Raw genomic sequence first — 17,930 nt, forward strand, 5'->3', positions numbered from 1 at the left:
TGAAGGTGGATTTTTACTTTCAATGGTATGTGCTTTGCCCGAAGTTATGGCGTTATTTTTGCAAGAAATTAAAACGAAATAAAAAATGATTGTTTAATAAATTATTCATACCCATGAGTTTATTTTAGAATGTTTAACCCGAGCTCACAGCAATGATAAATTGAGTTGGAAAAGTAATAATGGCTAAATGGAAAAAACTTCTTATTTTTATACCGCTCTTTCTTATGGCTTTGATGGTTTTATTTTTATATTTTCATTTTATTCTTGCGGAAGAAATAGTGAATCCTGCAGAAGTCCATATTGGTTATGTTCTCGGACTTCTTTGGCTGACTTTTCCATTGGGTTATCTCGCCCTTGTTATTTTTTCTTTTCTTCTTAGCGACTTTTTTGATCCGATTGCAGTAGAATTAATGGGTATTGTTGCCATTATCGCTTTTTATTTTCAATGGTATGTGCTTTGCCCGAAGTTATGGCGCTATTTTTGCAAGAAATTAAAACGAAATAAAAAATGATTATTTAATAAATATTCAATTAAACTGAAAATGCTTTGCTTTGTAAACTTGCCAAAGTTTCTTTATTTACAATCAATTAAATGGGGGCATTATGAGTAGCCCACTTGCAGGCACATAGTTGGATGAATTAAGGGCTTATTTCGATTTTCTTCTGAAGAGAAAAGTTAAAAAGTAAACGGCTGATATTCAGCCGTTTTTTCTTATCAAGAATCTATTCCAATGTTGCCAAAATAATTTGTTCCGGATCGATATGCAACCAAATTTGTTGAGCAATTTTCCATTGGTTTGGTTGGAGGATTGTTGCACAAAATTCCATTCCGTTATCATCAAAAACTAAAATAGCTTCCTCTTCGTTGATTGATTTTATGCTAACGGGAAATTGATTTGTCTGATTTTCCAAAGGTTGTTCCGTCATTTTCACCCAAGGCGCTTTGCACATCAGCATCACTTCTTTTTCTGTCATTAATTTCAAACGTGAGGCACTTTTTGTAGTAATTGATACTTGTAAGGGCATTGGCAATCCTTCTACGCTTACATCAACAATACAACGGGAATAAATCATTCGTTGGTGTGCAACTTTGCCAAAGAATTGATTACGTGCGCTACTTTGCAAGGAAAAGCGTGCTGTGGCGGTAAGCAGACTATCGAGTGGTATGGATTCATCTTGCAAAATTTTGAATGCATGCTCTTGGGTTTTCTCTAATAAGTCATAAAGTTGCAGTAAACGTTCTGCATAGCTTGTTAAAACTGTACCACCGCCATTTTTCCCGCCCGTATTGCGTTCCAGCAAAGGAGAAGGGCTGAGTCTGTCCATCGCTTCAAGATGATCCCATGCACTTTTATAGCTGACTTTAGCATTTTTTGCCGCTTGATTAATGGAACCGCATTGTTGAATTTCTTTGAGTAACCGAACCCGTTTGGGATCAATAAAGAGCATTTGTTGAAGTTTTATGGTGAGTAAAATTTCTGTATTTTTCATGGGGATTCCTTTCATCACAATAGAGCGTGATATATTCTATGATAAAACCACATTTTCACGTATCGCTATTTTCTATTTTGATATATAATAAAGTAAATAACGTTATTCGATATAGGAGAAAATGATGAGAAAATTAACTAAAATTTCAACCGCACTTTTTGTTATTGGCTTTGGCGTTTCTTTGGCGACTTCCGCTAAAGTTACGGTGTTTGCCGCTGCCTCAATGACGGATGCTTTGCAAAATGTGGCGGCAGATTATATGAAGCAAAATCCTGAAAATGAAGTGATCTTTTCTTTTGCTTCTTCATCAACCTTAGCAAAACAAGTGGAAGAAGGTGCACCGGCAGATATTTTTATTTCAGCCAGTAATAAATGGATGAAATATCTTTCTGAGAAGGATTTAACGGTGAAAGATACGGAAAAAGTATTGGCAGGAAATGAATTGGTATTGATTGCACCGATAAAAAATGCGGTAGAAAAGGTCGATATTTCTAAAGGTGAGTGGATTAAGGCATTGAAAGACAGCTATTTATCAGTGGGCGATCCGGCGCATGTACCGGCAGGACAATATGCGGAAGAAGCTTTAACCAAATTAAATCTATGGGATAAAGTAAAAGAACGTTTAGCACGAGCTAAAGATGTGCGTGGTGCATTAGCGTTAGTTGAAAGATCAGAAGCGCCTTATGGTATTGTGTATAGCACAGATGCGAAAGTAAGCCAAAAGGTGAAAACGGTGGGGATATTTCCGTTAGATAGCTATAAACCGGTGGTTTATCCTATGGCGATTTTGAAAGGACATGATAATTCGGATTCCCGTGATTTCTTAACATATCTTGATTCTGAAGCAGCGAAAAAAGTGCTTGAAAGTTACGGTTTCTCCATAAAATAAATTTCAGTAAATAAAGGGCAAGTATTTGCCCTTTTTGTTAAAATCTCATATCACTTTTAAGCAACATATCAGTATTATTAAGGAAATGCAGTTTGCTCACTCAATTTCTTTCCCTCTTCAATCTTAGCCCGTTAGAAACCGATGCGATTCGCCTAAGTTTAAGTGTGTCGTTTAGTGCAATGCTTTGGAGCTTACCTCTTGCGATCTTTGTCGCATGGCTTTTGGCGCGTAAAAATTTTTACGGTAAATCCTTAGTGAGTGGTGTTATTCATTTGCCTTTAGTGTTACCGCCGGTTGTAATTGGATATGTATTGCTGGTGGCAATGGGGCGAAACGGGTTTATTGGCCGGTATCTATATCAATGGTTTGGGCTGTCTTTTGGGTTTAGTTGGAAAGGGGCGGTAGTTGCTTCGGCGGTAGTTGCTTTTCCTTTAGTCGTTCGGGCGATTCGTCTTTCCCTTGAAAGTATTGATGTTCGGTTTGAACAGGCGGCGCAAACTTTGGGGGCTTCTCCATGGCGTGTATTTTTCACGATCACTTTTCCCCTTTCACTACCGGGAGTATTAGCCGGATTGATATTAGGTTTCGCCCGTTCATTAGGTGAGTTTGGCGCAACTATTACTTTTGTTTCCAATATTGCCGGTGAAACCCAAACTATTCCCCTTGCGATGTATTCTTTCATTCAAACACCCGGTGCTGAGGTGCAAACCGCACGTTTATGCCTATTTGCGATTATACTTTCATTCATTTCATTGCTTGCCTCGGAATGGCTGGCTAAACGTATGCAGAAACAATTAGGGCAAAGCAATGTTGCAAATTAATATAAAAAAGCAATTAGGAAAATTGGCATTACAGGCAAATTTGCAGATTCCTATTCAAGGTGTGACGGCTATTTTCGGTTTGTCCGGTGCGGGGAAAACCGCTTTAATTAATTTAGTGAGCGGACTCACTCAACCTGATGAGGGATTTATCCGATTAAATGACCGCACTTTGGTTGACACTGAAACACAACAAAATGTCCCTATTCATTTGCGTAAAATCGGTTATGTGTTTCAAGATGCCCGACTATTTCCTCATTATACGGTGAAAGGCAATTTATGTTACGGTGCGCAAAATGTTTCAAAAGAGGAGTTTGATTATATTGTCGAATTACTTGGCATTAGCCATTTATTGAAACGTTACCCGCTCACCCTTTCCGGAGGGGAAAAACAGCGTGTTGCCATTGGACGTGCATTGCTCACTGATCCGGAAATGTTATTGATGGATGAACCCCTTTCTGCGCTAGATCTGCCGCGTAAACGGGAATTAATGCACTATTTAGAACGACTTTCTCAAGAAATTAATATTCCCATTTTGTATGTCACGCACAGTTTAGAGGAATTATTACGCCTCGCAGATCGGGTAGTATTAATGGAAAATGGAAAAGTCAGAGCCTGTGATTCGCTGGAGCGAATTTGGAACAGTGCGATTTTCGCCCCTTGGCAAGGGGAAAATGAACAGAGTAGCGTTTTAGCCTTACCCGTGTATTTGCATCATCCGCCTTATAAAATGACCGCACTTTCCTTAGGAGAACAATTACTTTGGATTCATCAAGTGAATTCAACGGTAGGGGAGCTTGTACGCATTTGTATTTATAGCTCCGATGTGTCAATCGCCTTGCAGAAACCGCAACAAACCAGTATTCGCAATATTTTACGTGGTCAAATTGCACAAATTGATATACAGGATTCTCGTGTGGATATTGCGGTATTAATTGAAGGGCATAAGATTTGGGCAAGTATCAGTAAATGGGCGCAAACTGAATTACGGTTTATGATGGGTATGAATGTTTATCTGCAAATTAAAGCGATCTCCGTTGTTTAAAATGATATTCCATAAAATTATAAGCTATAACAAAAAACGATTAGATCTTTTATGAGGAAGTCTATCTAATATCGCCACCTAAATTTATAGGAGAATATGAATATGTTATTTCTTACTTTAGCCATTTTTGCACTGATTCTTGTGCTGTTAGGCTATCTTTACAAAAAAACACAAAAATTGGGTCAAACGGTTTTTGTTGGTTTAGTACTGGGTTTAGGCATGGGGGCGTTGCTCCAAAATGTGGGTGATGAAGGCACTATTAAAACTGCATTAGATTGGATTAATCTTGTGGGTAGCGGCTATGTCCGTTTATTACAAATGATCGTGATGCCACTCGTCTTTGTTTCAATTTTATCGGCAATTACCCGCCTAAATGAGGCTCGCTCTTTAGGTAAAATCAGCTTCAGCGTGCTTTCGGTATTGCTTGTTACCACCGCAATTGCTGCGTTTATCGGTATTATTATGGTGCAAATATTCGGTTTAACGGCAGAAGGTTTGGTTGCCGGTGAACGTGAACTTGCTGCCCAAACCCGAGTATTAGGTCGTGCAGATCAAATTAATGCATTAAGTGTGCCGGCAATGCTGCTTTCTTTTATTCCTAAAAATCCTTTTGCTGAATTAACGGGGGCAAATCCAACTTCAATTATTAGTGTGGTGATTTTCTCTGCATTTTTAGGCGTAGCGGCGTTGAGTTTACGTAAAGAAAATCAAGAATTGGGTGATCGCATTGCACAAGGTGTGGAAACTCTTAATAAATTAGTGGCTCGTTTAGTGCGTTTTGTTATTCGTTTAACGCCTTATGGGGTATTTGCATTAATGATTAAAGTGGGGGCAACCTCAAAATGGGCGGATATTTTGAATTTAGGGAGTTTCATTGTCGCTTCTTATATCGCTATCTTCCTGATGTTTATTGTGCATGGCGTATTGCTTTTATTGTCCGGTATCAGCCCGATTCAATATTACAAAAAAGTGATGCCAACCCTCGCTTTTGCCTTTAGCTCTCGTTCAAGTGCTGCAACTATTCCATTAAATATTGAAACGCAAACGGATAAACTTGGCAATAATCCGGCTATTGCAAATTTCTCGGCTACCTTTGGGGCGACAATCGGGCAAAATGGTTGTGCGGGGATTTATCCTGCGATGTTAGCTGTTATGATTGCGCCAACGGTAGGTATCGATCCTTTTAGTGTGAGTTATATTGCCACACTTGTTTTAGTGGTGGCGATTTCTTCTTTTGGTATTGCCGGTGTAGGTGGTGGGGCAACCTTTGCTGCGATCGTAGTGCTTTCAACCTTAGGCTTACCGCTTGAATTAGTCGGTTTATTGATTTCAATTGAACCGCTTATTGATATGGGACGTACCGCATTAAATGTAAACGGTGCAATGACGGCGGGAACATTAAGCAGTAAATGGTTGAAATTAAAAGAATAAATAATTTACCCGATATAGGGTAACCACGACACAAAGATGATTTTACTCGTAGGGACACACTGCGTGTATGTCCGCTTATCACATATTAAGATGATTTTGATTTTATAACGGACACACGCAGTGTGTCCCCACATTTCATTGATATTTCTATTTTGGGGTTTTACATTCCGTTTAAATCATCAAGTTTGGTCAAAAACTACCGCACTTTTATCACAGCCAAAATGAAAAAGCCCGCAAAGTGCGGGCTTTTTTACTCAAGTTTTTTATTTATCGGATTTACCGAGATTATCAAAGAATTTCTTCACGCCATCTAAAAAGCCGGAGGATTTCGGACTATGTTTGCTTAATCCTTTACCTTGCAAACTTTCTTCAAGTTCTTTCAGTAATTCTTTTTGTTTACTGTTTAAATTCACCGGGGTTTCAACCACAATACGGCAGATTAAATCACCTGCATAGCCTCGATTGGATACTACACCTTTTCCACGCATTCGGAATAATTTACCGGTTTGGGTTTCGGCCGGAATCTTGAGTTTTACCCGACCATCTAAGGTTGGTACTTCAATTTCACCACCCAATGCTGCAGTGGAAAAGCTAATCGGTACTTCACAATAAAGATTGTTGCCATCACGTTCAAAGATATGATGTTCTTTTACGTGAATAACAACATAAAGATCACCTGCCGGCGCACCGTTTTCACCGGCTGCACCTTTACCGGCTAAGCGAAGTTGGTTACCGGTATCCACCCCTGCCGGGATTTTAACTGAAAGACTTTCTTTTTTATGAATGCGACCGTCTCCGTGGCAGACGTGACAAGGTTTTTCAATTTTCTTGCCGGAACCGTGACAGGTCGGGCAAATACTTTCAGATACAAAGAAACCTTGTTGGCGGCGAACGCGTCCGGCTCCATGACAGGTTGGGCAGGTTTCAACTTTTGAGCCTTTTTCAGCGCCTGTACCATCACAATTATCACAATGTACGAGTGTGTTAATTTGGATATCTTTGGTTGTTCCTTTTACGGCTTCTTCTAAGCTGATTTCAAGATCATAGCGTAAATCTTCACCACGTACGACACGCTGACGGCTACGACCGCCGCCACCAAAAATATCGCCAAAAATATCGCCAAACATATCACCGAAATCGGCACCGCTAAAACCGCCACCAAATCCACCGCCACCGAAACCGCCTTGTTCAAAGGCTGCATGACCATATTGATCGTAAGCTGCACGTTTCTCTTTATCACCTAAAACTTCATAAGCTTCTTGGATTTCTTTGAATTTTTCTTCTTTGGCTTTATCACCCTTAGTTCTATCAGGATGATATTGCATAGCGAGTTTTTTATATGCTCGTTTAATTTCTTTTTCATCTGCACCTTTTGAGATGCCGAGAAGTTCGTAGTAGTCTTGTTTTGCCATTAGGTTTTTCCATTTAGCTTTTTATTCGTTCTCCGAATTTCCCCCTCTTTAGTAAAGAGGGGGAGATATTTAAAGTGCGGTCAAAATCAACCGCTCTTTTTATAAGATAAATACACGAAAAGGGCGTTTTGCAACGCCCTTGTTATTCGCAACAAATTAATTATTTGTTATCTTTCACTTCTTCAAACTCTGCATCAACAACGTCATCATTTGGTTTGCTGTTGCTTTGAGTTTGCTCGCCTTGTGGTTGGGCGGTTTGTGCGAGTTTCTGTGCCGCTTCTGCAAGGGCTTGGATTTTCGCTTCAATGACCGATTTATCTTCACCTTTTGCCGCAGTTTCTAAGTCACTTAATGCACTTTCAATCACGCCGCGATCTGCCGCTGGGACTTTATCACCTGCTTCATCTAGTTGTTTGCGTGTACTGTGAATGAGGTGATCCGCTTGGTTACGAGCTTGAACCAATTCTTCAAATTTACGATCTGATTCAGCATTTGCTTCAGCATCACGTACCATTTGTTGAATTTCTTCATCACTTAAACCGGAAGAGGCTTTAATGGTAATTTGTTGTTCTTTACCTGTGCCTTTATCTTTTGCAGAAACATGGATAATACCGTCCGCATCAATATCGAAAGTCACTTCAATTTGTGGCATACCACGTGGAGCCGGGTTAATGCCTTCAAGGTTGAATTGACCTAAGGACTTATTGGCTGATGCTTGTTTACGCTCACCTTGTAACACGTGAATAGTTACCGCACTTTGGTTATCTTCCGCCGTTGAGAACACTTGTGATTTCTTAGTCGGAATCGTGGTGTTTTTCTCAATGAGGGTTGTCATTACACCACCCATGGTTTCGATACCAAGTGATAATGGGGTAACGTCTAACAATAATACATCTTTAACATCACCGGCTAATACACCGCCTTGAACTGCCGCACCGACAGCAACTGCCTCATCAGGGTTAACGTCTTTACGTGGTGCTTTACCGAAGAATTTTTCCACTTCTTGTTGAACCAATGGCATACGGGTTTGACCGCCCACTAAAATTACATCATCAATTTCAGATGGTGATTTACCTGCATCTTTTAATGCAATACGAACCGGTTCAAGGGATTTAGCCACTAAATCTTCCACCAGTGATTCTAATTTTGCACGGGTCAATTTAATGTTCAAGTGTTTAGGACCAGTTGCATCCGCTGTGATGTAAGGAAGGTTTACATCAGTTTGTTGGGCAGAAGAAAGCTCAATTTTTGCTTTTTCAGCCGATTCTTTTAAACGTTGCATTGCAAGCGGATCGTTACGTAAATCTACGCCTTGCTCTTTTTTGAACTCGTCAACTAAATAGTTAATAATACGGTTGTCGAAGTCTTCACCACCTAAGTGGGTATCACCGTTGGTTGCTAATACCTCGAAAGTTTTCTCGCCACCGACTTCATCAATTTCAATAATGGATAAGTCGAATGTACCACCACCTAAGTCATAAACTGCGATGGTTTTGTTGCCTTGACCTTTATCCAAGCCGTAAGCTAAAGCAGCGGCTGTCGGTTCGTTGATAATACGTTTCACATCTAACCCAGCAATACGCCCTGCATCTTTAGTGGCTTGACGCTGTGCATCGTTAAAGTATGCCGGAACAGTGATAACCGCTTCGGTAACCGGCTCTCCTAAGAAATCTTCGGCAGCTTTTTTCATTTTTTTCAATACTTCCGCAGAAATTTGTGGAGGTGCTAATTTTTCGCCTTTCACTTCAACCCAAGCATCACCGTTGTCTGCTTTAGTAATCGCAAACGGCATAATATCAATGTCACGTTTTACTTCTTCATCTTCAAAACGACGACCAATTAAACGTTTGATTGCAAACAAGGTATTTTTTGGATTGGTTACTGCTTGGCGTTTTGCCGGCTGACCGACTAAGATTTCGTTGTCATTTGTATAAGCAATAATTGACGGAGTAGTACGATCACCTTCTGCGTTTTCAATGACGCGAGGTTTATCGCCATCCATTACAGCCACACAAGAGTTGGTTGTTCCTAAGTCAATACCAATAATTTTTCCCATTTTGTTCTCCTAATTAAATTTTCTAATTCAGTGTAATTCACTATGAACTGTAAGATGTGGATACTTCTTCATAATTTCAAGAGAGAATTTAAAAATTTTTTATCTTTCTTACTTAAAAATAGCGCTGTTTCCGTTCTTGCTTTGTAAGATAAGAACAAAGCATAAAACTTCAAGGGATAATTTATGAATTTTTTGATAAAAATGTGGATAAGAAGGAAAAGTGCGGTAGAATTGACAAAGTTTTTATATTTCATTATCAAAAGGATAACTTATGAAAAAATCAAAGATTGCAATTAGCGTGATTGCCGTACTTGGCGCAGCTTGGATTGGTGGTGCATGGTTTACCGGTCAAATAGCGGAAACAGAATATAAACGTCAAATTGAATTGGCAAATCAACAATTCCGTGCTTTGGGGAGCTCGGATTCCTTCAATATTGAATTTAAAAATAAGCAATTTGAGCGTGGTTTTTTCAGCTCTCAAGTGGAAGATGAAATGGTAATTTCTTTGGCAAAAGAAGAAAAACAATGGACGATTCCTTTTTCAACAAAACTTTATCATGGGCCGTTACCGCTTAATCAACTAATGAGATTTGACTTTATGCCGGTAATCTTTTCGGAAGAAGGTTTTATCACAAAAAATGAAAGTACACAGCCGTTATTTGATGTGACTAAGTCGGACAAGCCGATTCGGTATCGTGCCTCAACAAGTTACGCTTTAACGACAAAAGGTACAGTTGACGTGGTGGGCGGAGAAGTGAGCTATTCCGAGCCTTCAAAAGGGAATATTGCTTGGTCAAATGCTAATATCGGTTTTGCAATAGACAAAGCACTTTCCGGAGAATATGAGTTTTCGGCAGATGAATTAATCTTTCATTCTTCAAGTAATGGTCAAAGAGATAATGCTTCTGATGAAGGTGTGGAATCTAAAACTCACTTGAAAGGAATTAAATACAAAGGAAGTATTGAACCGACAAAATGGGCTTATATTCAAACAGGGAAAGGCTCATCTTCTATTGATAGCATAGAAATCTCGTCGATAGGCGGAGCGAATAAAAACCGGTCTGTCATTGAAAAAGGGGTGAAAGGAATTACTGAGATCGATGTTAAAGATGATTTTTTAAATGTTAAGGGCACAAATTCTATTGATTCGCTAATAATTGAGATGGAAGGGAGAGACAAAACAGATTTAGGTAAATTAATCTATAACGTAGAGCTAAATCATCTTGAAGCCAATTCAGTTAATGCTCTGTTTGAATCTTTCATTAACATATTCAAAGAGGGATATGTCGGCAATAGTGTGGCGATAAAGCAAATTGTTGAATCGTGGTTTACCAAATACGGTATGGCAATTTTTAGTAACCAACCGCAAATTAAATTTAACCCAGTCTCGATTTCCGATAATCAGGGGAAATTGGCGTTGGATTTAAATGTAACTTTAGCTAAAGATCCTAAATTCGACTTGATGAGTGGCGGTTTGTATAACCAATTCACTGACTTTGCCGTGAATATTGAATTGGATAAAGCAACCGTTGAAGCGATTTTAACGAAATTTACCTCAGAGGAGGAACGGACAAATATTAAAGCTAAAATTGAAGAAATGGCGAGTGAAGGAGCAAACAACGGTATTGTCGTAAATAGTGAAAAATCAGTTACGATGAAACTTGCGCTTGAAAATGGCGAATTAAAACTAAACGGTCAAGCTGTGCCGGAAGAGCAGGCTAAAAGCATAATCTTTATGTTATTAATGAGCGCAGTGATGCAACATTAGGCTTAATGTCCATCCGCTTTTGATGAAATAAAAAAGGAGATAATGTCATTTATCTCCTTTTTTGTATTTGAAGTGCGGTTAATTTTTACTGAGTTTTATCCTAGACGTTCTTTCAAATAAGTTTCGTAATCGGGGATTTCAATTTCTATATTTTGCTCAAAAAGTGAAGATGTGAGTAAAAAATCTGCGGTCGTTTGATTAATTGCGACCGGAATGTTCCATACGGTTGCAATACGCATAAGGGCTTTCACATCCGGATCGTGAGGTGCGGCATTCATTGGATCCCAAAAGAAAATGATGAGATCAATTTTCTTTTCCGCAATAAGTCCGCCCAATTGTTGATCACCTCCCATAGGACCGCTCAATAGCGGTTTAATTGTCAAACCGCTTTCCCGAGCCAGTAAATGTCCCGTTGTACCTGTCGCATAAAGTTGATGAGTGCTTAATGAGATACTATGTTTTTTCACCCACTTAATAAGATGTTGTTTACAATTATCATGGGCTACGAGGGCGATGCGTTTGTGTTGATGGAGTGTTCTGGTTGTTGATTTCATAAAGAAAGTCCTTGTCTTGAAAGTAGAGGAAACTCTAGCGCAAAGATTATACGGATGCAATGATTTTACTTATCGTTTTGATGAGCTAATTAAAATACGTCGAAAAACTACCGCACTTTAGGTAAATGGGATAAAAAGGGAACGGAGAAACATAGTTTAGTAGAAAATTTACTATCTTTATTTCAAAAAATCTTCTAAAATTTATAGGATTTGTTAAATGTTTGTAATTTAAAACAAGCATTATTATATTCGTGTTTGGCTTTAGTATTTGGCTGTAAGTCAAACTAATTTTCACTTAATTAACAGATAAGGAAAACCTATGTCTGAGATTTTAAAAAATGACGTCGATCCAATCGAAACCCAAGATTGGTTGCAATCATTAGATTCTTTGATTCGTGAAGAAGGTGTTGAGCGTGCGCAATACATCATTGAGCAGGTTATCGGTCAAGCACGTACTAACGGAGTTTCATTGCCAACAGGCGTGACCACGGATTATGTAAATACCATTCCGGTGTCTGAACAGCCGGCTTATCCGGGCAATCGAGAAATCGAACGTCGTATTCGTTCTGCGGTGCGTTGGAATGCGATTGCGATGGTTTTACGTAGTCAGAAAAAAGATCTCGACTTAGGTGGTCACATTTCTACTTTCCAATCTGCCGCAACTATGTATGAAGTGTGCTATAACCACTTCTTTAAAGCGGCAACTGAGAAAAATGGTGGCGATTTAATTTTCTTCCAAGGTCATGCCGCACCGGGTATGTATGCGCGTGCTTTCTTGGAAGGTCGTTTAACAGAAGAGCAGTTGGATAATTTCCGCCAAGAAGCCTTTGTTGATGGTTTATCTTCATATCCACACCCGAAATTAATGCCTGAATTCTGGCAATTCTCAACCGTTTCAATGGGATTAGGTCCGGTTAATGCAATTTATCAAGCTCGCTTCTTAAAATATCTAGATAACCGCGGTTTGAAAGATACAAAAGACCAAAAAGTTTATGCCTTCTTAGGTGATGGTGAGATGGATGAAATTGAGTCTAAAGGTGCATTAACCTTTGCTGCACGTGAAGGCTTAGATAATTTAATTTTCACAATCAGCTGTAACCTTCAACGCTTAGACGGACCGGTAAATGGTAACGGTAAAATTGTTCAAGAGTTAGAAGGCTTATTCACCGGTGCAGGCTGGGAAGTGATTAAAGTTCTATGGGGTAGTAACTGGGATAAATTGTTTGAGAAAGATACTTCCGGTAAATTAACCCAATTAATGATGGAAGTAGTAGATGGTGACTACTTAACATTCAAATCGAAAGATGGTGCCTATGTTCGTGAACATTTCTTCGGTCGTTATCCGGAAACTGCGGCGTTAGTTGCTGATATGACAGATGATAAAATTTGGGCATTACGTCGTGGTGCGCACGATTCTGAGAAACTGTATGCTGCTTATGCAAAAGCACAAAATGCCACAAAACCGGTTGTGATTTTGGCGCAACAGGTTAAAGGCTATAAAATTCCTGAAGCGGAAAGTAAAAATACCGCTCACCAATCGAAAAAGATGTCTTACGACAGCCTTAAAGGTTTCCGTGATTACTTCCAATTGCCATTAACCGATGAGCAAGTTGAAAACCTTGAATACATCAAGTTCCCGGAAGGATCTGAAGAATACAACTATTTACACGGTCACCGTAAAGCATTAAATGGATATGTGCCTGCACGCAAACCAAAATTTGATGTGGAATATAAAGTTCCAGCATTAGATGACTTCAAAGCGTTACTAGATGCACAACCTCGTGGTATCTCAACTACTATGGCATTTACCCGTGTATTAAATACCTTATTGAAAGACAAAAATATTGGTAAAACCATTGTTCCGATTATTGCCGATGAAGCACGTACTTTCGGTATGGAAGGTTTATTCCGCCAAGTCGGTATTTATAATCCGTATGGTCAAAAATATGTACCTTCAGACCGTGACTTGGTTGCTTACTATCGTGAAGCAACGGACGGTCAAGTATTACAAGAAGGTATCAATGAATTAGGCGCGACGGCATCTTGGTTGGCTGTGGCAAATTCATACTCTGTAAATAACCAGCCAATGATTCCTTTCTTCATCTATTACTCAATGTTTGGTTTCCAACGTGTGGGCGATATGATGTGGTTAGCAGGCGACCAGCTTGCACGTGGTTTTATGATTGGCGGTACATCAGGTCGTACAACACTCAATGGTGAGGGGTTACAACACGAGGATGGTCATAGCCATGTTCAAGCAGGCGTAATTCCTAATTGTGTCACTTATGATCCGTCATTTGCTTTTGAAGTTGCGGTAATCATTCAAGACGGTATTCAACGTATGTACGGTGAAAAACAAGAAGATGTGTTCTACTACATCACCACATTGAATGAAGTGACAGAGCAACCTGCAATGCCTGAAGGTGCTGAGGAAGGCATCCGTAAAGGTTTATATAAATTTGAAACAGTGAAAGGCAAAGGCAAAGGACACGTTCAATTGTTAGGTTCTGGTGCGATTATGCGTCATGTTCGTGAAGCAGCACAAATCCTTGCAAATGATTATGGTGTGACTTCCGATGTGTTCTCAGCACCATCATTCAATGAATTAGCACGTGAAGGTAATGATGCGGCTCGTTGGAATTTATTACATCCGACAGCAGAGCAACGCGTACCTTATGTTGCACAAGTATTGGCTGATTTACCAACAGTAGCATCAACAGACTACGTTAAAGGTTATGCGGATCAAATTCGTGCATTTGTACCGACTAAACATTATCACGTATTGGGTACGGATGGTTTTGGTCGTTCAGACAGTCGTGCAAACTTACGTGAACATTTTGAAGTAGATGAGCGTTATATCGTTGTTGCCGCTCTTTCTCAATTGGCGAAAGAAGGTACTGTAACAAATCAAATTGTTGCGGATGCTATTGCGAAATTCGGTTTGAATGTTGATCGTATCAATCCGCTTTATGCGTAATTGATGGAAAACTGCGGTTAAAAATTTTGGTAAATTTGACCGCACTTTATTAAGGAACAAAAAATGTCAAAACAAATTCAAATTCCTGATATTGGTAGCGATGAAGTTACTGTAACGGAAGTAATGGTAAAAGTCGGTGATACCATTGCAGTAGATCAAAGTATTATTAACGTAGAAGGCGACAAGGCTTCAATGGAAGTACCGGCACCGGAAGCGGGTGTAGTAAAAGAAGTTTTAGTGAAAGTTGGCGATAAAGTCACTACCGGCACACCAATGTTGATATTGGATTCTGCAGAAGCAGCAGCTCCGGTATCAGCTGCGCCAGTACAAGAAGTGAAACCGGTTGATGTACCTGTGGCAGCGAGCGTAGTAGAGGTAAACGTTCCTGATATCGGTTCTGATGAAGTCAATGTCACCGAAATTATGGTGAAAGTCGGGGATTCCGTTGAAGTTGATCAATCTATCATTAACGTAGAAGGTGACAAAGCTTCTATGGAAGTGCCGGCTCCAATCGCGGGTGTAGTAAAAGAAATTTTGATCAATGTGGGTGATAAAGTTTCTACCGGTAAATTAATAATGAAATTTGAAGTAGCAGGCACAGCACCGGCTGTTTCTGCGCCTGTTCAAGAATTGGCTCCAGCGGCTGCTCCGGCAACATCTGCAATTAAAGATGTAAACGTACCGGATATTGGTGGCGATGAAGTGAATGTTACCGAAATTATGGTTGCTGTGGGTGATACTGTTTCCGAAGAACAGTCTTTAATTACGGTTGAAGGTGATAAAGCGTCAATGGAAGTACCGGCACCATTTGCGGGCGTGGTAAAAGAAATTTTAGTGAAATCAGGCGATAAAGTATCAACTGGTTCATTAATTATGCGTTTTGAAGTCGCAGGTGCAGCACCGGTAGTGGCTCCAGTCACACAGGAAGCTCCTACTGCACAAACAACAGCAGCTTCGGCTTCTACGACAGAAAGTGGCAATGTATCAGGCTTAAGCCAAGAGCAGGTTGTTGCAAGTACAGGTTATGCACATGCGACTCCGGTCATTCGTCGTTTAGCTCGTGAATTCGGTGTAAACTTAGACAAAGTAAAAGGTACGGGACGTAAAGGACGTATTGTTAAGGAAGATATTCAGGCTTATGTGAAAACCGCAGTTAAAGCTTACGAAAGTGGAGCAACTGCTTCTTCGGCGACTGGTAATGGTGTAGCAAATGGTGCAGGTCTTGGTTTATTACCATGGCCGAAAGTGGATTTCAGCAAATTTGGTGAAATCGAAGAAGTTGAGTTAAGTCGTATCAATAAAATTTCCGGTGCAAACTTACATCGTAACTGGGTGATGATTCCGCATGTAACTCATTTTGACAAAGCGGATATCACTGATTTAGAAGCTTTCCGTAAAGAACAAAATGTGTTAGCTGAAAAACAAAAATTAGGTGTGAAAATTACCCCTGTCGTATTTATTATGAAAGCTGTTGCGAAAGCATTGGAAGCCTATCCACGTTTCAACAGTTCAATTACTGAAGATGCGCAGCGCCTGATCCTGAAAAAATATATCAACATCGGTGTTGCGGTGGATACACCAAACGGTTTAGTGGTACCTGTGTTCAAAAATGTGAACAAAAAAGGTATTATCGAGCTTTCTCGTGAGTTAATGGAAGTATCGAAAAAAGCCCGTGAAGGTAAACTTTCAGCATCGGATATGCAAGGCGGTTGTTTCACCATTTCAAGCCTTGGTGGTATCGGTACAACACATTTTGCACCAATTGTGAATGCACCGGAAGTGGCAATTTTAGGTGTTTCTAAATCTTCTATGGAGCCTGTATGGAACGGTAAAGAATTTGCGCCTCGCTTAATTCTTCCAATGTCATTATCTTTCGATCACCGTGTGATTGATGGTGCCGACGGAGCCCGTTTCATTAGCTATATTGGCTCTGTATTAGCGGATTTACGTCGCTTGATTATGTAATAAATGACGCCTCTCGCGATTGAGGGGCGTTTTTTTGAATGGTTCCTGATTGCTCAAAAGAGCGGTCAATAATTTCAACGTTTTTACGAGGTAAAAATGAGTAAAGAAATTAAAACCCAAGTCGTTGTACTTGGTGCCGGTCCGGCTGGTTATTCCGCAGCATTCCGTTGTGCGGATCTTGGCTTAGAAACAGTGCTTGTCGAACGTTATTCTACGCTGGGTGGTGTGTGCTTAAATGTGGGTTGTATCCCGTCTAAAGCATTATTGCATGTTGCCAAAGTGATTGAAGAAGCAAAACAAGCTGAGAAAAATGGGGTTTATTTTAGTGAACCTAAAATTGATTTAGACCAAGTTCGCGCAGGTAAAGAAGCGGTTGTTGCAAAATTAACCGGTGGTTTAGCGGGCATGGCTAAACAACGTAAAGTAACGGTAGTAGAAGGATTAGCTGCTTTTACCGATCCGAATACTTTAATTGCCCGTGATCGTGATGGCCACCCGACGACAGTAAAATTTGATAATGCGATTATTGCAGCGGGTTCTCGTCCAATCGAATTACCTTTTATTCCACACGAAGATCCGCGTATTTGGAATTCAACCGATGCACTTAAATTAAAAGAAGTACCGAAAAAATTATTAATTATGGGTGGCGGTATTATCGGTTTAGAAATGGGAACAGTTTATCACGCATTAGGTTCAGAGATTGAAGTGGTTGAAATGTTTGATCAAGTCATTCCGGCTGCAGATAAAGATGTCGTCGCTATTTACACCAAACAAATCGAGAAGAAGTTTAAGCTAATGCTTGAAACTAAAGTAACGGCAGTTGAAGCGAAAGATGATGGTATTTATGTTTCAATGGAAGGTAAAGCCTGCAATGATACGAAACGTTATGATGCTGTATTAGTCGCTATCGGTCGTGTACCAAACGGTAAATTAATTGATGCCGGTAAAGCCGGTGTTGAAGTTGATGAACGTGGTTTCATTCATGTGGATAAACAAATGCGTACGAATGTGCCGCATATTTTTGCGATCGGTGATATTGTTGGACAACCGATGTTAGCGCATAAAGGCGTTCACGAAGGTCATGTTGCCGCTGAAGTTATTGCGGGACAAAAACACTATTTTGATCCGAAAGTCATTCCATCAATTGCCTATACGGAGCCGGAAGTTGCTTGGGTGGGTAAAACAGAGAAAGAATGTAAGCAAGAAGGCTTAAATTACGAAGTTGCGAAATTCCCATGGGCAGCATCCGGTCGTGCGATTGCGTCTGAGTGTTCAGAGGGGATGACGAAACTTATCTTTGATAAAGATACACATCGTATTCTTGGAGGCGCGATCGTTGGTTCAAACGGTGGTGAACTGTTAGGTGAAATCGGTCTTGCGATCGAAATGGGATGTGATGCGGAAGATATAGCCTTAACTATTCATGCTCACCCAACATTGCACGAATCTGTTGGATTAGCCGCTGAAGTTTTTGAAGGGTCGATTACCGATCTCCCTAATGCTAAAGCGAAGAAAAAGTAGTTA

General features: G+C 40.0%; 13 protein-coding genes. 9 read left to right on the plus strand and 4 right to left on the minus strand.

From position 1 onward, the window contains the following. The first annotated feature begins 179 nt into the window (after positions 1–179). Positions 180–512: a hypothetical protein gene (locus tag BKK47_RS05240; protein ID WP_077493849.1), complete on the plus strand. Its 333-nt coding sequence runs from the start codon at positions 180–182 to the stop codon at positions 510–512. A gap of 211 nt (positions 513–723) precedes the next feature. Here BKK47_RS05240 and BKK47_RS05245 read toward each other — a convergent pair whose 3' ends face one another. After that, on the minus strand, positions 724–1,491 hold the full coding sequence (locus tag BKK47_RS05245) for a TOBE domain-containing protein (protein ID WP_077493850.1): 768 nt from the start codon (positions 1,489–1,491) through the stop codon (positions 724–726). A gap of 124 nt (positions 1,492–1,615) precedes the next feature. Between BKK47_RS05245 and modA the strand changes: the two genes are divergently transcribed. The 4 genes from modA to BKK47_RS05265 all read left to right on the plus strand — a co-directional run bounded on the left by modA (position 1,616) and on the right by BKK47_RS05265 (position 5,674). Further along, positions 1,616–2,380 (plus strand): molybdate ABC transporter substrate-binding protein, encoded by a 765-nt coding sequence (gene modA, locus BKK47_RS05250; RefSeq protein WP_077493851.1) that lies wholly within the window; start codon positions 1,616–1,618, stop codon positions 2,378–2,380. 92 nt (positions 2,381–2,472) lie between these two features. Beyond that, positions 2,473–3,201, plus strand: a complete 729-nt coding sequence (gene modB, locus BKK47_RS05255; protein ID WP_077493852.1) for a molybdate ABC transporter permease subunit — start codon at positions 2,473–2,475, stop codon at positions 3,199–3,201. Further along, positions 3,188–4,243: a molybdenum ABC transporter ATP-binding protein ModC gene (gene modC / locus BKK47_RS05260; RefSeq protein ID WP_077493853.1), complete on the plus strand. Its 1,056-nt coding sequence runs from the start codon at positions 3,188–3,190 to the stop codon at positions 4,241–4,243. Before modB ends, modC begins: the two co-directional genes overlap by 14 nt. Before the next feature lie 102 nt (positions 4,244–4,345). Further along, entirely contained in the window at positions 4,346–5,674 is a 1,329-nt protein-coding gene (locus BKK47_RS05265; RefSeq protein ID WP_077493854.1) for an L-cystine transporter, read from the plus strand. A 263-nt stretch (positions 5,675–5,937) separates the two neighbouring features. On the opposite strand, the gene dnaJ is transcribed toward BKK47_RS05265, so the two are convergent. Beyond that, complete coding sequence (gene dnaJ, locus BKK47_RS05270) at positions 5,938–7,086, minus strand: molecular chaperone DnaJ (protein WP_077493855.1); 1,149 nt, start codon at positions 7,084–7,086, stop codon at positions 5,938–5,940. A gap of 160 nt (positions 7,087–7,246) precedes the next feature. Further along, positions 7,247–9,142 carry a molecular chaperone DnaK gene (dnaK, locus tag BKK47_RS05275; protein ID WP_077493856.1) on the minus strand — a complete coding sequence of 632 codons (1,896 nt, stop codon included), beginning with the start codon at positions 9,140–9,142 and terminating at the stop codon, positions 7,247–7,249. Between the two features lie 271 nt (positions 9,143–9,413). Here dnaK and BKK47_RS05280 point away from each other — a divergent pair, with 271 nt between their 5' ends. Beyond that, positions 9,414–10,910, plus strand: a complete 1,497-nt coding sequence (locus tag BKK47_RS05280) for a YdgA family protein (protein WP_077493857.1) — start codon at positions 9,414–9,416, stop codon at positions 10,908–10,910. A 95-nt stretch (positions 10,911–11,005) separates the two neighbouring features. On the opposite strand, the gene mgsA is transcribed toward BKK47_RS05280, so the two are convergent. Continuing rightward, complete coding sequence (gene mgsA, locus BKK47_RS05285; RefSeq protein WP_077493858.1) at positions 11,006–11,464, minus strand: methylglyoxal synthase; 459 nt, start codon at positions 11,462–11,464, stop codon at positions 11,006–11,008. 319 nt (positions 11,465–11,783) lie between these two features. On the opposite strand from mgsA, the gene aceE reads away from it, so the two are divergent. From aceE to lpdA, 3 genes are all read left to right on the plus strand, one after another. Continuing rightward, positions 11,784–14,441 carry a pyruvate dehydrogenase (acetyl-transferring), homodimeric type gene (gene aceE / locus BKK47_RS05290; protein ID WP_077493859.1) on the plus strand — a complete coding sequence of 886 codons (2,658 nt, stop codon included), beginning with the start codon at positions 11,784–11,786 and terminating at the stop codon, positions 14,439–14,441. A 63-nt stretch (positions 14,442–14,504) separates the two neighbouring features. Then, positions 14,505–16,406 (plus strand): pyruvate dehydrogenase complex dihydrolipoyllysine-residue acetyltransferase, encoded by a 1,902-nt coding sequence (gene aceF, locus BKK47_RS05295; protein ID WP_077493860.1) that lies wholly within the window; start codon positions 14,505–14,507, stop codon positions 16,404–16,406. A gap of 96 nt (positions 16,407–16,502) precedes the next feature. Next, positions 16,503–17,927, plus strand: a complete 1,425-nt coding sequence (gene lpdA, locus BKK47_RS05300; protein WP_077493861.1) for a dihydrolipoyl dehydrogenase — start codon at positions 16,503–16,505, stop codon at positions 17,925–17,927. The last annotated feature ends 3 nt before the right edge of the window (positions 17,928–17,930 follow it).

The sequence above is a fragment of the Rodentibacter mrazii genome, assembly GCF_001998825.1.
Classification (GTDB): domain Bacteria; phylum Pseudomonadota; class Gammaproteobacteria; order Enterobacterales; family Pasteurellaceae; genus Rodentibacter; species Rodentibacter mrazii.

Bases quoted from the DNA above. Each gene is read 5' to 3' on its own strand.
- BKK47_RS05240 (WP_077493849.1), top strand. From the start codon at position 180: ATGGCTAAATGGAAAAAACTTCTTATTTTTATACCGCTCTTTCTTATG.
- BKK47_RS05245 (WP_077493850.1), bottom strand. From the start codon at position 1,491: ATGAAAAATACAGAAATTTTACTCACCATAAAACTTCAACAAATGCTC.
- modA (WP_077493851.1), top strand. From the start codon at position 1,616: ATGAGAAAATTAACTAAAATTTCAACCGCACTTTTTGTTATTGGCTTT.
- modC (WP_077493853.1), top strand. From the start codon at position 3,188: ATGTTGCAAATTAATATAAAAAAGCAATTAGGAAAATTGGCATTACAG.
- BKK47_RS05265 (WP_077493854.1), top strand. From the start codon at position 4,346: ATGTTATTTCTTACTTTAGCCATTTTTGCACTGATTCTTGTGCTGTTA.
- dnaJ (WP_077493855.1), bottom strand. From the start codon at position 7,086: ATGGCAAAACAAGACTACTACGAACTTCTCGGCATCTCAAAAGGTGCA.
- dnaK (WP_077493856.1), bottom strand. From the start codon at position 9,142: ATGGGAAAAATTATTGGTATTGACTTAGGAACAACCAACTCTTGTGTG.
- BKK47_RS05280 (WP_077493857.1), top strand. From the start codon at position 9,414: ATGAAAAAATCAAAGATTGCAATTAGCGTGATTGCCGTACTTGGCGCA.
- mgsA (WP_077493858.1), bottom strand. From the start codon at position 11,464: ATGAAATCAACAACCAGAACACTCCATCAACACAAACGCATCGCCCTC.
- aceE (WP_077493859.1), top strand. From the start codon at position 11,784: ATGTCTGAGATTTTAAAAAATGACGTCGATCCAATCGAAACCCAAGAT.
- aceF (WP_077493860.1), top strand. From the start codon at position 14,505: ATGTCAAAACAAATTCAAATTCCTGATATTGGTAGCGATGAAGTTACT.
- lpdA (WP_077493861.1), top strand. From the start codon at position 16,503: ATGAGTAAAGAAATTAAAACCCAAGTCGTTGTACTTGGTGCCGGTCCG.